This is a genomic window from Veillonella sp. CAG:933 (assembly GCF_000431435.1).
GTDB lineage: Bacteria > Bacillota > Negativicutes > Veillonellales > Veillonellaceae > Veillonella_A.
The window spans coordinates 14029-36999 of record NZ_HF986260.1; the positions used below are offsets into that span (position 1 = coordinate 14029).

The following is a 22971-nucleotide window of genomic DNA, read 5'->3' on the forward strand; positions in this document are numbered from 1 at the left end:
TTTTACGGCAGCCACTTTATTGCAGGCTATGAAAGAAATTCACAAGTATGTGAAAAATGAGGATTTGAAAAAGCAATTGAAGGCCGTATCCGGTATCGGTACGGAAGCAACCAGGGCTACCATCATTGATGAATTGATTACACGTAAGTTTATGTCTGCAAAAGGCAAAAAGAAAGTAATTCAACCTACATCTTTGGGGTATACCTTGGTGGATGCTTTACCGGAGGAAATGCTCTATCCCGATGAAACAGCTCTTTGGGAAGAACGCTTGGCGGCTATTAGCGAAGGCCGGGATACGTTGGATTCTTTTTTGATTGATCAGATTGAATTCTTAAAAAGTTTGATTAACAAGGCCAATAGCGGCATGAATATGGATGGTCTCGATACAGACGGTTTTAATATTGTCAGCACCGTGCGTACGGTGAAACGCCCATCAGGCGGAACCGGTAATGCTATCAATCGAGGCGGTGCAGCCTTGTCGGAAGAAGAACTCAGTAAGCTCGAAGCTTGTCCGCGTTGCGGCAAGGGAAAAATAAGACTTAGAAACGGTAAATTCGGGGAATTTTACGGTTGTACCGATTATCCAAAATGTAATTTTACTAAGCCTGTCTCGACAAACCCTTCAAATGCCGGTAAAGTTCAAGGCGGACCTTTAAACGGAAATGGGACCGGAAATTCGACCGGCTTCGGCCGAGGAAGTGTGGATTCTATTGACCCACAGGTGGCGGAAGCTTTGGCGGCGGCTAAGGAAAAGGGGACCTTGCAATATAAATGCCCGCGTTGCGGTGAAGGCTATTTAGTAGCCATTGTGCGTAATGGTAATACAAGTTGGACCTGTGCTAATCAACCTAAGTGTCGCACTACCGTGGCTGATGTAGACGGGAAACCGGTTGTTTTTAAATAAGGCAGTTTGCACATAATTTAAAGTAAATCAAATATATAATAAAAAAGGACTATTCTTATAGGAACATGCTATTCAAAGTACGAACAGCGTGTCTATGAGAGTAGTCCTTAATTTATACGTGCTTGTAAGTGCTTATAGTGAAAGGCACTGTATTATTAAATCGGGTTATAGGACATTAAATCCTATTAGCGAGAACGACGGCGTCTTGTGTTAACCCCTTTATGGCCTGTTGCCTTATGTCGTTTCGCTTTAGTTGCCTGATAGGATGATTTAATAGTCGGTTTTTTGGATGACGTTGTTTTTTTAGGTGCTTGGGCACGGCCTTTGGTTTTTACTTGACCGTCGGTCGTGTATTTTGTCAATGTTGCTTCAATGGCTCGTTCGATACGGCGAAGCCATGTTTCGTCCGCTTGTGTCGCATAGGTAATGGCAATGCCGTTGGTACCGGCACGACCGGTACGGCCGATACGGTGAATGTAGTAATCTACATCGTGCGGCACATCGTAGTTATATACATGACTGATGCCTTCAATGTCGATACCGCGGGCCGCAATGTCGGTAGCTACCAAGATTTGCGTACGGGCACGGGCAAAATCACGCAGAATTTGCGTGCGGCGACCTTGTGTTAAATCACCGTGTAATTCGCCGATGTTAAAACCGGCTGCCGTTAATTCGTAGGAGAGCTTAATGGCGCCTTCTTTTTTATTACAGAAAACAATGGCTAAATACGGATTGTCTTCTCTTAGTTGAGCCATTAAACGGTCCAACTTTTCTTCCGGTTTTACCATGATAACCTTTTGTTCAATGGTATCTAAGGTTACGTTATTGCCTTTAACCGTTACGGACATTGGTTTTTTCATGTAAGTTTTGGCAAGGCTGCGGATGCGATCCGGCACGGTAGCGGAGAAGAGTAACAATTGACGGTTGGCGTTAGTTTTTTCAATAAGGGATTCTACATCCGGTAAAAAGCCCATGTGAAGCATCTGGTCCGCCTCGTCGAGAACTACGCGGCGCACCGTATCGAGGTGAAGGGAACCGCGCGTGGCGTGGTCTAATAAACGCCCCGGCGTGCCGAGGATTACATGAGGACGACGGCCTAATTGTTGTAGCTGCCCTTCAATAGTGCGGCCGCCGATGAGGGGAAGAATATCAACGCCCAAAATATCGCCGATAGCCTTGGCTTCGTCGGCAATTTGTTTTACCAATTCGCGGGTTGGGGCAATAATAAGTGCTTGTTCTTGGAACACTTCGATATTGATGCGCTGCAAAACAGGAATTAAAAATGCCAGCGTTTTGCCTGTACCGGTTTGCGCCATAGCGATTAAGTCGTTGCCTTTGAAAGCAGGGGGAATGGCTTGTTCCTGAATCGGAGTAGGCTCCTTAATACCTTGTTTGGCCAGGGAGTCTATGAGTTCGGGCACAACGCCGAGAGTTTGAAATGATTTCATATATATCTCCTTATCTTTAATTTGTAATACTTTGAGTGATGATTCCCGGAGGGGAATAGGGAACTTCGTCAATTAGCTGTTAACGTTGATTTTGTAAAATAAATGGGATTCATTGGTATTAAATTAGCTAAATCTATTTTTATTATATCATACATAGATGATTTATATAAAAGAATCGATATATTTAGGACAATTTGAACTTAAGGGCATACTTTTTTTGCGAAATAAATATTTTAATAATTCATTGAGAATAGTTATTTAATTGATAATCTTTTGATAATATTTGAAGTTTAATTATAATTGAGAATAAAAGAGAAGACGTTTCAAATGAGAATGAGAATGGCGAGGCTATTATTCATGAGAAAATACTGAAAAGATGAGCAGTGATAATGAAAATTGAAGATTGTCTATCTACATTCATAAGATTCGATATTGAAAATGGTTATTGATTTTCTCAGTGACTATGTTATAATTTAATTGTAATTTTTTTTCAGTTTCAGTGCAGTTCTTAAGCAAATTTTGGAAGATGAGTTTGTTTGGTTCGGCCACAAGGAGGTGTAGATAGTGATAAAATCATTGGCGTCGATGAAAACCGGCGAAGCGGGCACAATTAAACAGTTGCGCGGTTCCGGTAACATCAAACACCGTCTCGTTGACATGGGCCTCGTTCCGGGGACTTTCGTGCGTGTTATGAAATTCGCACCTTTGGGTGATCCCATTGAAATTAAAGTAAAGAACTTTGATTTAGCGTTGCGTGTCAGCGAAGCAGAAACTATTGATATTGAAGTGAGTCAGGAGGCCTAGAATGAGTGACCAAAATACCACGTCTATCCGAATTGCTCTGGCCGGTAATCCGAACTGTGGTAAAACTACAATTTTTAATAATATTACCGGTGCCAAACAGCATGTTGGTAACTATCCCGGTGTAACGGTAGAAAAGAAAGAAGGGGAATGTACTTTCAGCGGTAAAGATTTACTCTTTATTGACTTGCCGGGTACATACAGCTTAACAGCTCGCTCCCTTGATGAATTAGTAGCGCGTAACGTAATTATCAATGATGAACCGGATGTTCTCGTTAACGTTATTGATGCATCTAATTTGGAACGTAACTTATATTTAGCGGCTCAATTGTTGGAATTGGAACGTCCGTTGGTTATGGCGCTTAATATGTCCGATGTGGCCAAAGAAATGGGTGTTCACATTGACATTAAAAAATTGAGTGAATTGACCGGTGCGACTATCGTAGAAACAGTTGGTCGCAATAATGTAGGTACGACCGAATTATTACAAGCTGTTATCGATGTAGCCAAAGAAGCGAAAAAACCAAGTGCGACTATTGATTATGGTCCTGAACTTGAACCGGCTATTAGAGATATTGTTAATGAACTTGAGAAAGCAGATACTATTACTTATCCATTGCGTTGGGTGGCTATTAAATTATTGGAAGCCGATCCTGATGTAATTAAAAAAGTAAAAGCCTTTGAACGTACCGAAGCGGTTTTGGCAAAAGCAGAACAGTGGCGCGAAGAGCTTAAAGACAAAGTTGATTTAGAAATTATTTTCCAAGAATTCCGTCACAGCTTTGCCGTTGCTACTTATAATAATGCTATAAAAGGTACGCCTAAGGAAATCGAAACCCGTTCCGACCGTATCGATAAAGTGCTTACCCACCGTATTTGGGGCTTACCGATTTTCGTATTTGTAATGTGGCTCTTATTTAATCTCGTAAATACAATCGGTGCTTATCCGCAAGGCTGGATTGAAGACGCTTTCACAGCCCTTGGCGATTGGGCCGGTGCGGTAATTCCGGAAGGCCAATTGAATTCCTTGGTGGTTGACGGTATCATCGCCGGTGTTGGTGCGGTAATGAGTTTCGTTCCACTTATCGTACTCTTGTTCTTGGGCATTGCGTTCCTTGAAGATACCGGTTACATGGCGCGTGCGGCATTCGTAATGGACCGTATCATGCGTGCCTGCGGTTTACACGGGAAATCCTTTATTCCCCTCCTTATGGGTTATGGTTGTAGTATTCCTACTATTATGGGTGCTCGTATCTTGGATAATAACCGCGATCGAATGATTACGATTCTTGTTTCCCAGTTCATGACCTGTAGTGCTCGTTTGCCGGTATACACTTTGTTCATCGGGGCATTCTTCCCGGTAGCACAACGTGGTAACGTATTGGCTGCCATTTATTTTGCCGGCATCGTATTGGCTATTGTAATGGCTAAAATTTTCCGCAAATTCTTATTCCCGGGCGAATCCGAACCATTCGTAATGGAATTACCGCCATACCATATGCCAACTCTTAAGAGCGTGTTAATGCATATGTGGGAACGTGCTTTCTTATATCTTAAAAAAGCAGGTACTTTCATTTTAGCAGCGTCCGTATTGATTTGGTTCTTGGCATCCTATCCGCAAGATGTGCCAATGTCTCAAGACTTTGACGCCGCTCGCGATCAGGTAACCCAAGAATACGAAGCGCGTGATAATGCAATCTTGCTTCAGTACGGTATTGCTACGGATGAACAAAAAGCACCGGTTATGGCTATGGTTGACGAAATGACAGCTATTCAGACAGAACAAGACGAAGCTGCCGCTGAAGAAGGGGAAGAAGAAATCGGCGATGAAGGTCTTAACGGTGAAGCCGCTGCGACTGACGAAGCCGCTACAGCTGAAGATGCAAATGCTGCACCTGAAGTTCCTGATTACTTCCATGACCTTCAAGTAGCCAATGCTGATGCATTCCCGGTTGCTTGGGCTATTTACCTTAATAACCAAGAAAAAGACGAAGCTATCGGCGAACTCGACCAAAAAGAATCTACTGAAAAATTGGAAGGATCTTATGTAGCCTCCATCGGTAAATTCATTGAACCGGTTATGAGACCGCTTGGTTTCGACTGGAAGATGAGCGTATCCTTGGTTACAGCTCTCGCTGCTAAAGAAGTTATGGTAAGTACCTTGGGTACACTCTACTCTATTGCGGCTGATGAAGATAATGAACAGCCATTGCAAGTTTACTTACGTCAGGACCCTTCATTCACACCACTCGTTGCAGTTGGTTTGATGATGTTCGTTCTTATTTATCCGCCATGTTTTGCGGCTATGGCCGTATTCAAACGTGAAGCCGGCGGTTGGGGCTGGTTAACTTTCTTCGTTGTTTATTCAACGGCCCTTGCTTGGGTAGCAGCCTTTATCGTCTACAATGGCGGTCGTTTACTTGGTTTCCATTGATTAAAAAAACAGTTATTTATAAAATGATTCAAAACTGAAATGCGTTTTTCTGTTAAGTTATTAGCTTGTTCCCATGAAAATCTAAATGAGAATTGACTACTGATAATCGTTGAGAATATAACGCCAATCAATGTTTTTCTCAAAATTTTTTACAAATCACTATTGATTATTGATTAAGGATGGTGTATGATAATGGAGAACCTAATAGTATATCTTATCGGATTAATCGCTGTATTATTTGTTGCTCGCAAGGCGTATAAGACCTTAAGCGGCAAGAGCGGCTGCAGTTGCGGTTGCGGTGGTAGCGGTAACGGCAAGAAGAAAGAAATTTCTTCCTCCGGTTGTGGCTGCGGTTGTGGGGGCAACAAATAGGATTTCATAAGGGTAATGACTGACGAATACAGTGTATTCGATGGATTTACGGCAAAAGTAGCCAAGGTTCGGGTAGACCTTGGCTATTTTTATAAAGCAATAGGCGCTTATTTTATTCTTGTAAGGAACACTTTGGTGCCTTACATCTTGTAGAGGAAAGGTGAGATTTATATGTTCAACGTAAACAAAGAAAAAGTAAAATCCGCTAATTTATTCGCAGCCGGTTTGGCTCTTGGTACTGTAGGTCTTAAAATGTTGACCAGCAAAGATGCTAAGAAAGTGTATGCCAATGTTGTAGCTGCAGGTCTTCGCGCTAAAGAAAGCGTAATGCAGACTGCTGAAAAAGTACAGGCTTCCAGCGGCAGCATTTTGGCTGATGCTCAGGAAATCAACGAAAATCGCCGTAAAGAAGAAGCTTTGTTTGAAGAAGAACAAGGCGAAGAAAAGGGTGAATAATTAATATGTTGAAGTTTTCGGTTATTCAAAGATTATCGAAACGTCTTCATGTTACTATTTCCGGTCACTTATTCGATGATGCCGAAGCCGCTTATGTTGAAACGACTTTAATGCAGAATCCGGCGATTGAAAAAGCTCAGTTTTTTACGCGTTCACGTGACCTTATTATCCACCATACAGGGGATGAAATAGCTGTTCGTGATGCATTACTGGCACTTAACGATTTGAATTTCGAAGATGCACCGGCATTGACGGAATACTCACCGCGACTTGTCAATAAACAATACAAAGAGTCCATGATCAGTCAGACTCTTATGTATTTAGGTAAAAAGTTATTGTTACCGGCACCAATCAATATGGTATGGTCTTGGTTTAATGCTTTAAAATTTGCGAAAAAAGCGGTAACTATGTTATGGCATCGCAAATTAACTGTAGAAGTATTGGATGGCGTAGCGATTACCGTATCCTTGTTACGCGGTGACGTATCCACGGCAGGCGCCGTAATGTACCTCTTGGGTATTGGCGAAACCTTGGAAGAATGGACACTCCGTAAGTCCGTCCTCAATTTGGCCGAAAGTATGTCCCTCAATGTGGATAAAGTTTGGGTTAAAGTGGATGGCGTTGAAGTGAGTCGGCCTGTATCCGAAGTTGTCGAAGGCGACCTCGTGGTACTTCGTCAAGGTGAAGTGGTGTCATTGGACGGTGTAGTAGTAGAAGGCGTTGTCCTTGTGAACGAAAGTTCCATGACCGGTGAACCGGAACCGGTTCGCCGTGATGAAAATACTTCGGTATATGCAGGTACTGTCGTAGAAGAAGGCCATTGTGTAATCGAAGTTCGCGGTAATTCCAAATCATCGCGTTATGAACAAATTGTGGCTCTTATCGAAGAATCGGAACAGATGAAATCCGGTATGGAACAGAAGGCGTTCCACATGGCCGATAAATTAGTGCCAATCAGTTTTGCCGGCACTATCTTAACGTATTTGTTGACCCGTAATACGATGAAGGCCTTATCGTTCTTGATGGTTGACTTCTCTTGCGCTTTAAAATTAAGCATTCCGTTGGCGGTATTATCGGCCATGGAAGAAGCGTCGAAGCGTGGTATCACCGTTAAAGGCGGTAAATATTTGGAACAAATTGCCGCTGCTGATGTGGTTGTTTTTGATAAAACAGGTACATTGACTAAAGCAGAACCGGTATTTGAACAGATTATTACCTTTGAAGATCATGATCCGGATGATATGCTCATGCTTGCTGCTTGCTTGGAAGAACATTTTCCTCATTCTATGGCAAAAGCCGTGGTTAATGCAGCGGAACAGCATAATTTGCCTCATAAGGAAAAACACTCCTCTAAGGTTGAATATATCGTAGCTCACGGCATTGCCTCCAAAGTGGGCAATCGCAAATGCCGAATCGGTAGTGCGCACTTTATTTTTGACGATGAAAAAGTTGTTATTCCGGAAGGGGAACAGGAAAAATTCGACAATTTGCCGGATTCCTCCTCTCATTTATACTTAGCCATCAGTGGTCGTTTGGCTGCCGTTCTTTGCATTAAAGATCCGGTGCGTGAAGAAGCAAAACAAGTTGTTAAAGAACTTCACGAATTGGGTATTAAGAAAGTCGTTATGATGACCGGTGACAGCAAACGCAATGCAGAACGGGTTGCACGTGAAATCGGCATCGACGAAGTGCATGCGGAAGTATTGCCGGGCGATAAAGCGGCTTATGTGAAGAAAGCTAAAGAAGAAGGGTATACGGTTATGATGGTTGGCGACGGCATCAATGATTCGCCGGCCTTGTCGGAAGCCCATGTAGGCGTTGCGATGAATGAAGGGGCACCGATTGCCCAGAAAATCGCCAATGTTACGGTTTCCTCCGATAATCTTTCCAGTCTTGTAGACTTACGTCGCATTGCTATGCAATTGATGGATCGTATTCAATTTAATTACAACTCCATTGTCGGTGTTAACGGCGCTTTGGTAGGTCTTGGTTTATTCCAGGTATTGACACCAAGCACGACGGCATGGATGCATAATCTGTTTACGTTAGGTATTGGTTTACGCAGTATGACGCCATTGTTACCGGCTAAATCTGAAGAGGATGATTCGGTAATTGAAACGACGGCTCGTGTTGTAGCGTAAGCGGAACTAAGGTATTTATAAACAGTATTAAGGCGGTGTTCTTCGGAGCACCGCCTTTTGCGGTTGAGTTTTAAGGCGTCCTATAGTAAAATTATACTGTTAAGATAAGGATGTAGGAGGTTTTTAGTATGAAAGTCCTTGCGGATATTTTGGGACGCACGCTATATATGAGTTTTTTCATCATATTAGTACCCTTAGGTGCCTACACTATTCATAACGGGTCCAGTGCTATGGTGGCACTTGTCAGTTATTTGGTGTTGTCATTATTGGTGCCGGTGGCGTATTTATCTTCGAAGCGAAGTGGTTTCGGTCCGGAAGAAAAGCGCGTGGGCCGTATTTTCTATATATTGGGTTGGGTCATCGTTCAACTGGCCACGTATCAGACCTTTTTTGTAGGCGATTTTTCATTCCTTTGGGGCTTGCCAAGCTTTGGTCGTGATATAGCCTTTGTAATTGTTATGTATATTCAGGTTTCGCTTTCATTGACGGCCGGTTATATACTAAATTCACTCGTAAGAGGGAGGGCCGCTAAATGATAAAAAATGTTTTGCGCATGTTTGTTTTAAATCTTGCCATCGTATTGCCGGTGACAATGATTATATTGGCGTTGCAAGGTGTTTCATTGGGTATGGTAGCTTTCTTGGTACTTTCATTCTTGACGCCTATGGTGCTGCGCCGTCAAGATAAGTTGCAACAATTTTTGACCTATCCGTGGCGTAACAGTTTGTATGCGTATAGTTGGATTTGGTGCTTAACCTTTTTCTTCCTAGGTGACAGTGTCATTCCTTATGCTATTGCTTCCGGCAGCATGGGTATGATTATGCTTGGCTGGATTGTGGTATTTACGGTTTGTCTATTGGCCATGACTATTGTGGCCGTTATTTTGACACTTTTTGCGGACCGGCCACGGTTTAATCGCTGGTTCGATGATTCCTTGGATATGGCGGTCTATTCCTTGCCGGTACCGATGCTTTTATTAGGGGATGTGTTATTTTTAAATGTGCCCGATCCAATATTGGCAGCGCAACTCAGTCCGCAAGTATTTACCTTTTTACAACTTTGGCTCTATGGTTTTGTTATTTGGACCATGGGTGTTATTGCCATTTATTTGCATCCGCGAATGGGGCAAAAACAAGGCCTTCGTTTGGCTCGTATTATGGTAACCGCCTTGGTATGGCTCGCCATCAACGGCCACTTGATGTATGGTTGGAAGCCGGACTTCTTTATGGAATTGTTATACTTCCTGATGCCGGTATTCCAAGGCAATTGGTTGGTGTACATCACCCCGGGCTTGCTTGAATTCATTGTACTTGGTATGTCTGTTGGTTTAGGCATACTTTTAGAAGATTTTATTTTGAAAAGACAGGCAAAATAGCCTTTACGGCACATCATGTAATATGTCGTACTATGTACTATATGGTATAATAGTTTTTGTGCAATTTTAAGCAACTGCTTTTTTGAAAAATGAGGTTTTAGAATTAAATATGTATTCGACTTATATCCGAATAGGAATGAGAACGGAGGATTTTTTACATGGAAAAAGATAATATGGATACGAAAAGTCCGTATCCGCGTCAGCGATTTAGCTTGCGACAATTGACTGTTATCGGTTTGTTGTCCGCGTTAACCGTAGTACTGGGTGTCAGCGGGTTAGGATTTATTCCGATTCCACCGATTTATGCGACTATTTTGCATATTCCGACTTTAATCGGCGCACTTTTAGAAGGCCCAAAAATCGGTATGGTTATCGGTTTCATTTTCGGGTCTTACAGTTTGGTTCAAAACATGGTACAGCCAAACATTATGTCTTTCGTATTTTTAAACCCGATAATTTCCATATTACCACGTATGTTAATCGGACCTATTGCGTATTATGTGTATCGCTATTTGCCGATTCAAAGACCGGTGTGGCGTGTTATGCTTGCCTTATTCGTAGGCACAATCGTGCATACCGTAATGGTAATGGGCTTGATTTACCTTATCTATGCAGAACCTTATGCAGCAGCTAAAGGGATTCCTGTAGACCATGTGGCAAATATTGTAATCGGGGTAGCCGTATTCCACGGACCGCTTGAAGCATTGGCGGCTGTGGTAGTAGGTACGCCGGTAGTCATGGCGCTCAGGGCTAAACTTAAAACAGATAAATAATATGTTAAACCATTAGCCCCGACGTCATGTCGGGGCTTTTTGAATGTATATATTGATATATGAATAGATATTGATGAAAGAGAGGCGATGAAATGAATATTCAAATGAATTGGCGCAAATGGCGTCTCACAGCTGTGTTGACTATCATTTTGGTAGCGGGCGCCGCCATACTGGGAGGCTGTAGTTTGGGAGATAGCACCGGTAATGACGGTAAAGGGGGCTTACCCGTAGTGGCAACGGTATATCCGGCCTATGATATAGCGAAACAAGTAGGCGGGGATAAAGTGAAGGTAACTTTATTGGTGCCGCCGGGAACAGAACCTCATGATTGGGAACCGACCGTGAAAGATCTGAAAGCAGTCGGTCAGGCAAAAGTATTTATTTACAACGGCGCCGGTTTGGAACCGAGTGAAAAATTATTGGCTCCTGATATCCTAAAAGAGGCTAAACCGGTGGAACTGGCTAAGTCGGTTGACGTTATGCCGATTAAAACCGTAGACCTTGACAAGGAAGCGGAAGCTGACCATGATCACGACCATCATACCGATGCAGCGCATCATGACAATGACGGCCATGACCATCATCATGGTACGGTGGATCCTCATATCTGGCTCAATCTAATGAATGTGGTAAAAGAAGTGGACGCTGTAGTGGCCGCTTTTAGTGAAGCTGATCCGGCCAACAAAGATTATTATGAAGCTAACGGCAAAGCCTATAAAGAAAAATTGACAGCTTTGGATGCACAGTATGAGGCATTTGCTCAAACTGTTCCAAGTAAAGAGTTGGTCGTAACTCATGAGGCATTCGGTTATTTGGCCAATCGTTATGGTTTTACCCAATTGGGCATCATGGGGGTAGCGCCGGATGCGGAACCGACACCGGAACGGATGGCGTCGATTATCAGTTTTGTAAAAGCTCATAAAGTAAAGGCTATCTTCAGTGAGGAACTGGTTAATCCGAAATTAGCGGAAGCTATTGCCAAGGAAACGGGCGCTAAGGTGTATATGTTAAATCCGGTAGAAGGCTTAACGGAAGAACAAATGAAAGCAGGGGCCACCTATTTATCCATCATGGAAGATAATTTGAAGGTATTGAAAACCGCGTTAGGCGCCCAATAATATGCATTTTATAAGAATGTTAAAGGCAGCTTGAGGCAGTTTATAATACTTTTTTGAGGCTGAAAAGGAAAGAGAATTATCAACGTATTTCTCAATCACATAGGGGATATTGATATTTCGCATTAAGAGAACTATTGCCGATTATCGCGTTACTATGTTAAAATAAATGTAACGTATAGTAGTATTTTGAGGAGGTTGAACACCATGGCAAAACGAATTCGTACAATCAACACTGAATCTTTACAGAAAACTGCTAAAACCGGTGGCTGCGGCGAATGTCAGACTTCTTGCCAGTCCGCTTGCAAAACAAGCTGCACTGTAGGCAACCAGGTTTGCAAACAGAAATAAGATTTTTTATCTGTTTTGATACGTCAATGACCCAATAAGATCCAATCATTATGTATTAGTGATTGGGTCTTATTTTATTTTCATAATTTAAAGTAATTCAAGCTGTATTAAAACAACTTAAGTTATATTTAAAACAATTCAAGAAATATTAAAATACCCCAAGCTATATTCAAAATAACCCAAGGTATGCAAAATTAATAAATCAGAATTTTTGAAAGGTCTTGTATGTCATTATTTCATATATGGTAGAACCTTTTTTTAAGCTAAAAGTAGATAAATGATGTATAATATAAAGGTAGTAGTAACTATTAAATATATGGAGGTACCATGTTAGAATTAAAACCAATGATTCACAAATTCAAGATGAAGGATAAGTATTTCTGTCTTGATGTTAATAGCGGTATTATTCACGTGATTGACGAATTTACCGATAAAGTGCTCGATATTTATGACGGCACGAATCGTGAAGCGGTTCATCAGGCTTTTGACGGGGTTGAATCACCGGAAGAAATCAATGAATTATTAGACGAATTGGACTCTTTGATTAAAGATGAAATGCTCTATGCACCAATGTCTGAAGATTTCAAATTGGTGGCAGCTGAAAAACCAATCGTTAAAGCCTTATGCCTTAACATTGCTCACGACTGCAACTTGGCTTGCCGTTACTGCTTTGCCAGTCAGGGCGATTACGGCGGGGTAAAACGTGAACTCATGAGTTTTGATGTGGCCAAACGTGCCGTTGATTTCTTAATCTCTATGAGTGGTCCTCGTCAACATTTGGAAATAGATTTCTTTGGCGGCGAACCATTGATGAACTGGGAAGTCGTTAAACAAACCATCGAGTATGCTGAAAAAGTAGGCGCTGAGCACAATAAGATTTTCAAAATGACCATGACCACTAACGGTGTGTTGTTGACTCAGGAGAAAATCGATTACCTCAACGAACATAAATTGAGCATGGTGTTATCCATCGACGGCCGTGAAGAAGTGCATAATCACATGCGTCCGAGCGCCGGCGGTACGGATACATATAAAACCGTTGCCAAAAACTTGATTAACGCGGTTAAACAGCGTCATGGTCTTGAATACTATGCACGCGGTACCTATACGCATAATAATCTCGATTTCACGAAAGACGTTATTGCCATGTCCGACCTCGGTTTTGAACATTTATCCATGGAACCGGTAGTCGGTAAAGAAGGGGACTATGTACTTCGTGAAGAAGATTTACCGGCTTTGATGAAAGAATACGAAAAGCTTGCCGATTTGTATTTGGAACGTCAAAAGGAAGGTTGGGGTGAGAAGTTCAATTTCTTCCACTTCCGTATGGACTTATATCGCGGCCCATGTATGGCTAAACGCTTGCGCGGTTGCGGTGCCGGTCATGAATACATGGCCATCGTACCGAACGGTGATATTTACCCATGCCATCAGTTTGTCGGTCGTGACGGCTATGTATTGGGGAATGTGTACGAAGGTCTTAAGAACTTTGATATTCCTCGTGAATTCCGCAATACTCATGTATTTACGAAGCCGACATGTGCCGCTTGTTGGGCTAAATTCTTCTGCTCCGGCGGTTGCCATGCCAATAATGAAACCTTTACAGGGACTATTCACGAACCATATGCTTTAGGTTGTGAATTGCAGAAAAAACGCATTGAATGCGCCATTATGATCCAGGCTGAGCTTGATGAATTGCGAGAACAAGGAATTGTGCCGAAGGAGGATCCGGCCTTCCAGGAACGCAAACAGCACAATTGGATGTAAAACTAAATACCGTATAACAAGTAAGCAAATAGTATATAATAAAGGAACTATTTATGAAGCGACAAGGTATACGATTTACAGGGATAGTACAGGGGGTCGGTTTTCGGCCCCTGATTGCGGTTGTAGCACGAGAATTGGGATTAACGGGTTTTGTTTATAATGACGATGCCGGTGTTTATGTAGAAGTGCAGGGCACGGAGAAAGCGTTGGCAAAATTTGTTGATGCTGTAAAAGAGCGCAAAGGACCTATAGCACGGATTGACTCGGTTAAGGCATATGAGATTCCTTTAAAAGAGGACAGCTTATTTGTCATTGCCCCTTCGCCGGCGGGTAAACAACCGGCTACGTTTATCGGCGCTGATACGGCGCCGTGCAAAGCGTGCCGAAGGGAATTGCATGATCCGATGAACCGCCGTTTTCACTACGGCTTTATTAACTGTACTCATTGCGGACCTCGGTACACCATTGTGGAAACAGTGCCTTATGACCGTAAGTTTACATCAATGAAGGAGTTTGCCCTTTGTCCGGCTTGTAAGAACGAATATGAGTCGGAAGACAATCGCCGTTATCATGCGGAACCGAATGCGTGCCCCGTATGCGGGCCGCAGTACACTTTGTATGAGGTAAATAATGAGAAATTGGAGCCCACCTCAAAGGATTTGGATCCACTCACTTTGGGCCGTGACTACGTCATGACCGGTCACATCATTGCCTTTAAAGGGGTAGGCGGTTATCACTTGGTATGTGACGCCACGAATGAGAAGGCCATTATGACTCTTCGAGAGCGCAAACAACGGCCGCATAAACCCTTAGCGGTTATGGTGGATTCGTTGGCAACGGCGAAAGAAATTGCCCATATTACGCCGGAAGAAGAAGCACTCTTACAATCGCCGGCGCGACCTATTGTATTAGTGCCGCAACGAAACGATGCTAAAGTGGCGTGGCAGGCGGTAGCGCCTAATAATCACTATGTGGGGATTATGCTTCCTTATGCGCCGGTCCATGAAGTTTGGCTTCCGGCCGGTGCTGTTTGGGTTATGACCAGCGGCAATCGTAGCGGTGAGCCGGTGATTTTTAAAGATGAGGAAGCAATCAGTCAGTTAAAACATGTGGCGGATTATTTTCTCGTCCATAATCGACGTATTGTGGCCTCCGTGGATGATTCCGTGGTACAGGTTGTTAAGGGTGAAACCTTACAAGTACGACGCAGTCGCGGTTACGTACCGACATCGTTTAAAGTTCGCTTGCCGAATGAAGGCAAAAAGACGATTCTCGCCATGGGGGGCGATTTAAAAAATGCCTTTGCCATGAACCGTGATGAAGCGGTACTTATGGGACCTCATATCGGTGATTTGGCGAATATGGCGATGAATGACAGTCTTGTCTGGACGATTGACCGGTATAAAGATTTATTCGGCCTTACGCCGGAAGCGGTAGTGGCCGATTATCATCCGCAGTATTTCTCTTCGCAATATGGTAAAACTTATAGTGAAGAGCATAATGTTCCGTATATTCAGGTGCAACATCACCATGCTCATGTAGCGGCGGTTATGGCTGAATACGGGCTGGATTCGGAGCCCGTGTTGGGTATCTGTTTCGATGGCACCGGCTATGGTCTTGATGGCACTATATGGGGCGGTGAGTTTTTACTCTGCCAAGGTCATTCCATGCAGCGTTTGGCTCATATACATACGGCCCCGTTACCGGGCGGTGAAACGGCCGTCAAAGAACCGTGGCGTCAGGCGCTTTGGTATGTACGCGATAAATTCGGCGATGATACACCGGCTTGGCTTGAGCCATGGTTTAATCAATTGCCGGATAATTGGGAATTGTTGGATTTTATGATGAAAAACAATATGCCTATGGTTGACGCCAGCAGTGCAGGCCGTTTATTCGATGCCGTGGGTTGCTTGTTAGGCCTTGGTAACGAGCATACCTTTGACGGGCAAATTGCCATGAGCCTCGAACAATTAGCCTATGGTGAGCGTGGCAAAATTAAGGAATTTATTTTTGACGGCAAAATCCTTGATTTTAAACCGCTGGTTCAGGATATTATCGGTCATTTGGGCGACGGTATTTCTAAACGCGTCTTGGCGGCGTCATTCCATCGCACCTTAGCCTATGGCATTACGGAAACGATGGAGCATTTGTGCACCCAATATAATATTAAGCAAGTTATTCTTTGCGGCGGTGTTTTTCAAAATAGACGCCTTATCGAAGAAATGATGAGTATAAATCACGATCAAGTTATGCTGTTGCCGCGTCAAGTGCCGCCTAATGACGGTGGTTTGGCGTTGGGACAATTATGGCTGGGTCACCAAAAGTTGGCTGACCTATAAGCTTGTTCTGAAAAACGTGAATAAAATCGTGAATAAAACCGTGAGATATATAGAGTCATATATTTTGTCGGCAGCAAGCAGTTTTGATCAAAGAAGTTATTAAAACTCCGTTTGAAAGTTAGGAGGAAATACTATGTGTTTAGCAGTACCTGCTCAATTAATAAAAGTAAATGAATTCATCGGCACGATTGAGCTTACGGGAGTAACTAGGGATGTCAATCTCATGTTGGTACCGGAAGCCAAGGTTGGCGATTACGTACTGGTTCATGCCGGTTGCGCTGTCCAAATCGTAGATGAAGAAGAGGCTAATGCAACAATGGAAGCCTTTAAGGAGTTGGAAGAACTTGAAGAAAATTACTTTGCAGGAAAAAACGCAGGTCGCTAATGAACTGTTGGAAGAAATAAAAGCACTCCATACGCCGGGCGAACAAGTTCGGTTCATGGAAGTGTGCGGTACGCATACGGTGGCAATTTTCCGCGAAGGGATTCGTCAGTTGTTGCCGGACGGTATCGAGCTCGTCAGCGGCCCGGGCTGTCCCGTATGTGTAACCGACCAGGTATATATGGATAAAGCGTTGGCCTATGCGGCCATGGATGATGTCATTGTGGCTACGTTTGGTGATATGTTAAAAGTACCGGGCACGCACAGCAATCTGTGGGAAGCGAAGAGTGCCGGTGCCCATATCCACATTATCTACAGTCCTTTGGAAATTATTGAACTCGGTAAAGCCAATCCGGATAAAAAAATCGTATTCTTGGCTATCGGTTTTGAAACGACTATTGCCGTCATTGCGGCGGCCGTTAAGGCAGTGGCTATGTCCGGTCTTAAGAATGTGTTCTTCTTGGTATCCCATAAGTTGGTGCCGCCGGCTCTGCGGGCTTTAGCTAATCAAAAAGAAGGCCACCTGGACGGCTTTATTTTACCCGGTCATGTGAGTGTTATTATCGGTGAAGAACCATATAGCTTTATTCCGACGGAATGCCATATGCCGTCCTGTATTGCCGGTTTTGATGGTCTCGAAATCTTGGCGGCGGTGCGCGATTTATTGGCGCAGCGCAAGAGCGGTCAGTACTATGTGGGCAATCAATATAAGTCGGTGGTCGCTAAAAAAGGGAATCCCGTAGCGGTGAAGCTTATGGATGAACTCTATGAAGTGATTGATGATACCTGGCGCGGTATCGGTGTGATTCCTAAGTCCGGTTTGCGCTTAAAAGGTGAATATGCCGCCTTTGATGCGGAACGCATGATTCCACTGGGCCCGATTGAAAGTGGCGGTGTGCCGAAAGGCTGTCAATGCGGCCGTGTGTTGCAGGGCTTAATTCGTCCCGATGAATGCGGTTTATTCGGTAAGTTATGTACGGCCGACCATCCCGTAGGTGCCTGCATGGTATCCGTAGAAGGCAGCTGCGCGGCTTGGTATAAATACGGTCGTGCCAGCGGCGGTATGACTTGGGAAGAATAAAAGCCGACTAAGGAGTAATTTATGGATGAAACAATACGTTTGGTTCATGGTAATGGCGGCCGATTCAGCCATGAACTGATGGAAAAATATATTATGCCTCATTTTAAAAATGAAGCATTGGCAAAATTACATGACGGTGCTCAATTTGAAGTGCCCGCCGGGCGCATGGCGTTTACCACCGATTCCTACGTGGTTACACCACAGTTTTTTCCCGGTGGCAACATCGGTAAATTAGCTGTATGCGGTACTGTTAACGATTTGGCCATGAATGGGGCTAAACCGCTATATCTCAGCTGCGGTCTTATTCTGGAAGAAGGGTTGTCGGTGAAAACCTTGGATTCCGTTTTGGCGACTATGGCCGATATGGCCAAAGAAGCGGGCGTTTCCATTGTGACCGGCGATACAAAGGTTGTTGAAAAAGGCGCTGTAGACGGTCTTTATATTAATACCGCCGGCGTGGGTATGATTCCTGAAGGAATTAATATTGACCCCGAACGTGTTAAGCCGGGCATGAAGATTATCGTATCCGGTTCGCTGGGTGATCATGCCATTGCTGTAATGGGCAGTCGCTACGAATTGGCTCTGCCACCGACGATTAAAACCGACTGTGCACCGCTTAATCATATGGTTATGGCCGTACTTGAGGCAGTGGGAAATAAAGTGGCTGTTATGCGCGACCCTACGCGCGGTGGTCTCGCTACAACGCTGTATGAAATTGCCGGTCAGGCGAATGTGGGGATTCGTGTAGATGAACATGCCTTGCCGATTCATGATGAAGTACAGTCAGTGTGCAGTATTTTGGGTTACGATCCATTGTATTTAGCTAATGAAGGTAAAGCCGTATTTGTTGTGGAAGCGGATGTGGCCGATACAGTGCTTGAAATCTTGCGTGCTAATGAATATGGCCGTGAGGCTGCTTGTATCGGTGAGGTGCTTAGCAGTAACGCCGGTAAGGTTGGTCTTAAAACAGCGCTTGGCGGGGTTCGCTTGCTTGATCAGTTGGGCGAGGATCAAGTGCCGAGAATTTGTTAAAGGACTCTAATATTTTTATAGATAAAATTTAATAGGTATATGCTAAAGCAGTTATAAAATTTTTATTTTATAACTGCTTTTTTGATTTATAAATTTATTAAAATTAAAATGAAGTGTTTATTTAGTTGATAAATATATTTAACGATTCGTGTATAAAAAACGTGATAAAATAGATGACTTTTATATAAAAAAGATGAATCAGTGTTAATTTTATAGAAAAATATGAAAAATAATTATTATTTTTAAGTTAAAATTATTCTTTGTTTTAAGTTAATCGAAAATCATAAATAAGGCATGAATCATGGTTTATTCATAAAAAAGCTCGTGCGTGAAATTTTAATGTAATCTTGTTTAAAAATACATAATTATTGGAATAGTCCGCTTTTTGGACTATATGCTTTACTATCGGTAATTTTGATTTCATAAAAATGAAGAGTCATTTGGTAAATTATGAAGAGTTAAATAACATTAACTTCATCTAATCATTAGGTATATGATAGATTAGAAATCAAGTAATATTATTTACTCCTATATATTTATTTATGTTAGTTGTGAGTGAAAGAAGATGCATACAATAAAAAATATATTTGATGTGAATAATGGTTTGATTAGACTCAACATGAAAAAATAATTAAAATTCATCGGGGGGGTAATCGGACTTTTACTGTGGGATTGTAGTGTAGCGAGAATTTGGATAGGGAGACTTGGGGACAAAAACTAGACAAGTGTGTTGCAGTTTTGAAAGAGGTATGACTATGAAAAAAGGGAAAAACATTAAGTTGGCAACTAAATTAGCGTTAGCGGCTTTGGTTGGTGTAACGTCTTTGAGTGTGTATACGGTTGATGCAGCGGGTTTGACCGGGTCTTATGTAGGGATTGGTAAAGAACCAACAAGTACGGATGTCCTTGATAAGGGTACTGAAGTGAATACGGCTACAGATAGTATTATCGATTATCGTCAAACGACCAATGCTCAAGGTGCTGTTTTTTCTAGAACACCAACTAACAACAACAAAAACGGGGAAGGCGTTGATGGTCAATCGGCAGGTAATAAAAATGATACAAATAGCACAGGCAACACAGCTATCGGTATTGGTGCTTATTCGGCTCGTAACTACAGTACGGCCATTGGTACTTATGCTGAAGCCATTACTGGTTCTACAGCTGTAGGTTCTGGTGCTTATGCTGGCGATAAAAGCTCGTCTTTTGGTAAAAATACTTATACGAAGACGAACGCTGTTTCTTTAGGTAACGGGGCACGTTCTTCACAAGGCGTTGCTATTGGCTCTGGTGCTTCGGCAGGTCTATTTTATAAATACTTACAAAGCGATGGATCTCAAAACTATAACGTAATTAATTATAGTATGGCTATTGGTAACGATGCCACAGCCGTCGGTGGCATTGCTATCGGTGCTAACTCCTCGACTAGTAGCGTGTATGGTGTAGCGCTTGGCCAGAGTGCCAAGGTTGCTTATAGCGGTGTTGCTTTAGGTACAGATGCTAACGTTAAAGTTTCGACCGGCGTTGCTTTAGGCACGTCATCTATCGCTGATCGTCGCTCTAACACGATCGGCTATGTTCCGTTTGCCGATGACGGTAATGGTAGTTATGTACCTGCCAGTGCAGAAGCTTTGGCAGGGGCTATCAGTGCCAGTGATGTTTCTAAAGACTTTGCTACCACTTATGCAAGCCAAATTACAAAATTTAATGAATTAAATGCAGCTTATTATGCGGCCGCAGATGAAGTTGATAAACAAGATGAAACTATTAGGAATACTAAAGGCAGTACTATTGCATCTGAACAAGAAGCTTACGCAGCTGCAGTAACTGCTAAAGCCAAAGCTCAGGCTGATGCCGTTGCCGCCACGAATGCTTTAAACGCATGGACGAAAGCTAACCAAGATTTTACAGCAGCTTTAGGTCAACAACGTACTGAACTTGGTGTTTTCAAATCTACCGGTGGTGCAGTCAGTGTTGGTGCTACAACATATAGCAGTGATGGTCGTGTAACTTCTATATTGACTCGTCAAATTACAAATGTAGCTGCAGGTACTACTGATACTGATGCAGTCAACGTAGCTCAGTTAAAACGTGTAGCTAACGCTACTATTTCTAATATTACAGTAGGTGCCGATAAAGCTAGCACAGCTGACGGTTTAGCCATTACTAGTGATGCGGATAAAACCCGTATCGATATTGTTGGTGCTAACGATAATATTACGACTTCCGTTGATGCAGATAAACGTTTAATTCAGGTTGGTTTGAGCAATACTTTGGATTTATCCGATGCCGGTAGCATCACATTTGGTGAAAACGGTACTACTTTAAATAACTCCGGTTTAACTATTGGTGCACCATCCGGAAGCAAAACATCCAACATTATAATCCAATCCGGTAATGTAAATATGGGTGGTAATATAATTAAAAATGTTGGCAATGGCAGTGTAGTAGAAGGATCCACTGATGCCGTTAACGGCGGTCAGTTGTATGATGTTCAGAAACAGATTAATGATATTGCTGGAGAAAATGGTAGCTTGTCTCAAAAAGCCAATACCAACTTGGATAATCTTAACGAAGCAGGTAAAAAAGTAATTACTGATGCAGCACAGAAAGCCGTTACCGTTAAGAATGGTGACAACTTCATTAAAGTTGGCTTAAATGAAGAACAACAGAAATCCGGTGTAAACCAATATGACGTATCCTTAGACAAAGACGCTTTGCGTGATGCATTAGGTACAGGTACTAATACAGCCGGGGACAAGAACCTCATTACCGGGGATACTTTGAACCAAGCTATTAATTCTGTTGTGACTGGTCAGGCTAGTGATACTCATATCACAAATGTTGCTAAAGAAAACATTAAATTAGCCGATGGTAATAACACTACAGTTAGAACAGTAAGTGATGTTAAAGATGGTGCAATTACTTATGCCGTAGATGTTTCCGATGACGCTATTAAAAATGCAGTTAAACCTGAATTGGATCAGAAAGCTAATATTGACGGTTCCAACTTAAGTACTGAAAACATCAATAACTGGAAAAATACATTAGGTGTTACTAATGTAAATCAGAGTGTTACGGAAGTTACTAACCGTGTAGATTCTTTGGAAACTAATGTATCTAACTTAAATGACAGTGTAAGCAACTTAAACGGTCGTGTAAACAGTTTGAATGATCGTGTAGATAAAGTTGGTGCCGGTGCTGCTGCATTAGCAGGTTTACATCCATTGGAATTCAATCCACAAGATAAATTCTCCGCCGCTGCTTCCTTAGGTAGCTATAAAGGCGATTCCGCTGCTGCTATCGGTGCATTCTATCGTCCAAATGCTGATACTATGTTCAGCGTAGCCAGCACACTTGGTGATGAAACAATGTTTAATGTTGGCGTATCCTTGAAATTCGGTCAAAAAGGTGATGCTATTTACAGAACAGGTACAACTGTTGACGTAAGCGGTTTACAAAATGAAGTATCCGACCTTAAAGCTCAGAATAAAGGCTTGGCAGATACCGTAGCTCAACAGCAAACTGAATTAGAACAACAACGTGCCTTGATTCAGCAGTTGATGGCTAAAGTAGGTATGTAATATCGAACCTATAATATGAGGTAACAGTTTTAATACTATTTATTTGATTTAATATAGTTTTACTATGAAATCACAATAAAATGTAAGAAATAAAGAAGAAGTCAAAGTAATTTTGGTAATTTACCTAAATTTTACTTTGACTTCTTTTTTCTATACTGTTTTTGTATTATCTATTGAAATTTTTTAAGTACCACTAATGTAATATTTCAAATGAGTAAAAGACATTGACTTTAGAAAATAGAAGGATTTTTAAATAATATATTAAATTATATTTCAAAATTTATATATAAAAAAAGATTACTGTCAAAAAATTAATTGCTTTCATGAAAACTTTATGATATGATTTTTACAAAATGAATATGAGATGTAGTTATTCAACAAGATATAACTTTATGAGATATTATAGTTAATTAAAAAATAATTTAATTTTATATAAAATTATTTGCATTTAATATGTTGATTAGAAATTGCTTGTAAACTATTATTTTACAAAGAGTATACAATATAATATCTTAAAAAGTTATTTGTTGATTTTTTCAAAATAGACTTAATGATTATTTATTTTTTAAGGGAAAGCTTATTCATTAAATTACATTTAAGTGATTAATGAAATTAA

The 22971-nt window shown here is 42.0% G+C and carries 18 protein-coding genes; 17 read left to right on the plus strand and 1 reads right to left on the minus strand.

Going from position 1 to position 22971, the window contains the following annotated elements; translation table 11 throughout:
• A partial coding sequence (locus QZL64_RS13100; RefSeq protein WP_296309711.1) for a DNA topoisomerase occupies positions 1–904 on the plus strand: 904 nt, incomplete at its 5' end.
• A gap of 185 nt (positions 905–1089) precedes the next feature.
• Here QZL64_RS13100 and QZL64_RS13105 read toward each other — a convergent pair.
• On the minus strand, positions 1090–2352 hold the full coding sequence (locus QZL64_RS13105; protein WP_021842396.1) for a DEAD/DEAH box helicase: 1263 nt from the start codon (positions 2350–2352) through the stop codon (positions 1090–1092).
• A 561-nt stretch (positions 2353–2913) separates the two neighbouring features.
• Between QZL64_RS13105 and QZL64_RS13110 the strand changes: the two genes are divergently transcribed.
• The 16 genes from QZL64_RS13110 (at position 2914) to QZL64_RS13185 (ending at position 22355) form a co-directional block, all read left to right on the plus strand.
• Positions 2914–3156, plus strand: a complete 243-nt coding sequence (locus QZL64_RS13110; protein WP_127059015.1) for a FeoA family protein — start codon at positions 2914–2916, stop codon at positions 3154–3156.
• A 1-nt stretch (position 3157) separates the two neighbouring features.
• On the plus strand, positions 3158–5587 hold the full coding sequence (feoB, locus tag QZL64_RS13115) for a ferrous iron transport protein B (RefSeq protein WP_021842398.1): 2430 nt from the start codon (positions 3158–3160) through the stop codon (positions 5585–5587).
• Positions 5588–5779: 192 nt separating this feature from the next.
• Positions 5780–5959, plus strand: coding sequence for a FeoB-associated Cys-rich membrane protein (locus tag QZL64_RS13120; protein WP_127059017.1), 180 nt, complete (start codon positions 5780–5782; stop codon positions 5957–5959).
• Between the two features lie 171 nt (positions 5960–6130).
• Entirely contained in the window at positions 6131–6415 is a 285-nt protein-coding gene (locus QZL64_RS13125) for a DUF6110 family protein (RefSeq protein ID WP_021842401.1), read from the plus strand.
• A 5-nt stretch (positions 6416–6420) separates the two neighbouring features.
• Positions 6421–8556 carry a heavy metal translocating P-type ATPase gene (locus QZL64_RS13130; RefSeq protein WP_021842402.1) on the plus strand — a complete coding sequence of 712 codons (2136 nt, stop codon included), beginning with the start codon at positions 6421–6423 and terminating at the stop codon, positions 8554–8556.
• A gap of 128 nt (positions 8557–8684) precedes the next feature.
• Entirely contained in the window at positions 8685–9092 is a 408-nt protein-coding gene (locus tag QZL64_RS13135) for a hypothetical protein (RefSeq protein ID WP_021842403.1), read from the plus strand.
• Positions 9089–9931, plus strand: a complete 843-nt coding sequence (locus QZL64_RS13140) for a hypothetical protein (protein ID WP_021842404.1) — start codon at positions 9089–9091, stop codon at positions 9929–9931. The genes QZL64_RS13135 and QZL64_RS13140 overlap by 4 nt, the downstream gene beginning before the upstream one ends.
• Before the next feature lie 158 nt (positions 9932–10089).
• Entirely contained in the window at positions 10090–10704 is a 615-nt protein-coding gene (locus QZL64_RS13145; RefSeq protein ID WP_021842405.1) for an ECF transporter S component, read from the plus strand.
• 92 nt (positions 10705–10796) lie between these two features.
• A complete protein-coding gene (locus tag QZL64_RS13150) occupies positions 10797–11822 on the plus strand; it encodes a metal ABC transporter solute-binding protein, Zn/Mn family (RefSeq protein WP_021842406.1) in 1026 nt (341 codons plus the stop codon).
• Between the two features lie 204 nt (positions 11823–12026).
• On the plus strand, positions 12027–12170 hold the full coding sequence (gene scfA, locus QZL64_RS13155) for a six-cysteine ranthipeptide SCIFF (protein ID WP_004693318.1): 144 nt from the start codon (positions 12027–12029) through the stop codon (positions 12168–12170).
• A 327-nt stretch (positions 12171–12497) separates the two neighbouring features.
• On the plus strand, positions 12498–13937 hold the full coding sequence (gene scfB, locus QZL64_RS13160; protein WP_021842407.1) for a thioether cross-link-forming SCIFF peptide maturase: 1440 nt from the start codon (positions 12498–12500) through the stop codon (positions 13935–13937).
• Between the two features lie 53 nt (positions 13938–13990).
• The gene (gene hypF, locus QZL64_RS13165) at positions 13991–16276 is read left to right on the plus strand and encodes a carbamoyltransferase HypF (RefSeq protein ID WP_021842408.1); all 2286 of its coding nucleotides are present in this window, start codon (positions 13991–13993) and stop codon (positions 16274–16276) included.
• Positions 16277–16409: 133 nt separating this feature from the next.
• Entirely contained in the window at positions 16410–16661 is a 252-nt protein-coding gene (locus QZL64_RS13170) for a HypC/HybG/HupF family hydrogenase formation chaperone (RefSeq protein ID WP_021842409.1), read from the plus strand.
• The gene (gene hypD, locus QZL64_RS13175) at positions 16621–17739 is read left to right on the plus strand and encodes a hydrogenase formation protein HypD (protein WP_021842410.1); all 1119 of its coding nucleotides are present in this window, start codon (positions 16621–16623) and stop codon (positions 17737–17739) included. The genes QZL64_RS13170 and hypD overlap by 41 nt, the downstream gene beginning before the upstream one ends.
• Before the next feature lie 21 nt (positions 17740–17760).
• Positions 17761–18771: a hydrogenase expression/formation protein HypE gene (gene hypE / locus QZL64_RS13180; RefSeq protein ID WP_021842411.1), complete on the plus strand. Its 1011-nt coding sequence runs from the start codon at positions 17761–17763 to the stop codon at positions 18769–18771.
• A 755-nt stretch (positions 18772–19526) separates the two neighbouring features.
• Complete coding sequence (locus QZL64_RS13185) at positions 19527–22355, plus strand: beta strand repeat-containing protein (protein ID WP_021842412.1); 2829 nt, start codon at positions 19527–19529, stop codon at positions 22353–22355.
• Positions 22356–22971 lie beyond the last annotated feature (616 nt).

Bases quoted from the DNA above. Each gene is read 5' to 3' on its own strand.
- QZL64_RS13135 (WP_021842403.1), top strand. From the start codon at position 8,685: ATGAAAGTCCTTGCGGATATTTTGGGACGCACGCTATATATGAGTTTT.
- scfB (WP_021842407.1), top strand. From the start codon at position 12,498: ATGTTAGAATTAAAACCAATGATTCACAAATTCAAGATGAAGGATAAG.
- QZL64_RS13120 (WP_127059017.1), top strand. From the start codon at position 5,780: ATGGAGAACCTAATAGTATATCTTATCGGATTAATCGCTGTATTATTT.
- QZL64_RS13185 (WP_021842412.1), top strand. From the start codon at position 19,527: ATGAAAAAAGGGAAAAACATTAAGTTGGCAACTAAATTAGCGTTAGCG.
- QZL64_RS13105 (WP_021842396.1), bottom strand. From the start codon at position 2,352: ATGAAATCATTTCAAACTCTCGGCGTTGTGCCCGAACTCATAGACTCC.
- hypF (WP_021842408.1), top strand. From the start codon at position 13,991: ATGAAGCGACAAGGTATACGATTTACAGGGATAGTACAGGGGGTCGGT.
- QZL64_RS13125 (WP_021842401.1), top strand. From the start codon at position 6,131: ATGTTCAACGTAAACAAAGAAAAAGTAAAATCCGCTAATTTATTCGCA.
- QZL64_RS13170 (WP_021842409.1), top strand. From the start codon at position 16,410: ATGTGTTTAGCAGTACCTGCTCAATTAATAAAAGTAAATGAATTCATC.
- QZL64_RS13140 (WP_021842404.1), top strand. From the start codon at position 9,089: ATGATAAAAAATGTTTTGCGCATGTTTGTTTTAAATCTTGCCATCGTA.
- scfA (WP_004693318.1), top strand. From the start codon at position 12,027: ATGGCAAAACGAATTCGTACAATCAACACTGAATCTTTACAGAAAACT.
- QZL64_RS13145 (WP_021842405.1), top strand. From the start codon at position 10,090: ATGGAAAAAGATAATATGGATACGAAAAGTCCGTATCCGCGTCAGCGA.
- hypE (WP_021842411.1), top strand. From the start codon at position 17,761: ATGGATGAAACAATACGTTTGGTTCATGGTAATGGCGGCCGATTCAGC.
- feoB (WP_021842398.1), top strand. From the start codon at position 3,158: ATGAGTGACCAAAATACCACGTCTATCCGAATTGCTCTGGCCGGTAAT.
- QZL64_RS13130 (WP_021842402.1), top strand. From the start codon at position 6,421: ATGTTGAAGTTTTCGGTTATTCAAAGATTATCGAAACGTCTTCATGTT.
- QZL64_RS13150 (WP_021842406.1), top strand. From the start codon at position 10,797: ATGAATATTCAAATGAATTGGCGCAAATGGCGTCTCACAGCTGTGTTG.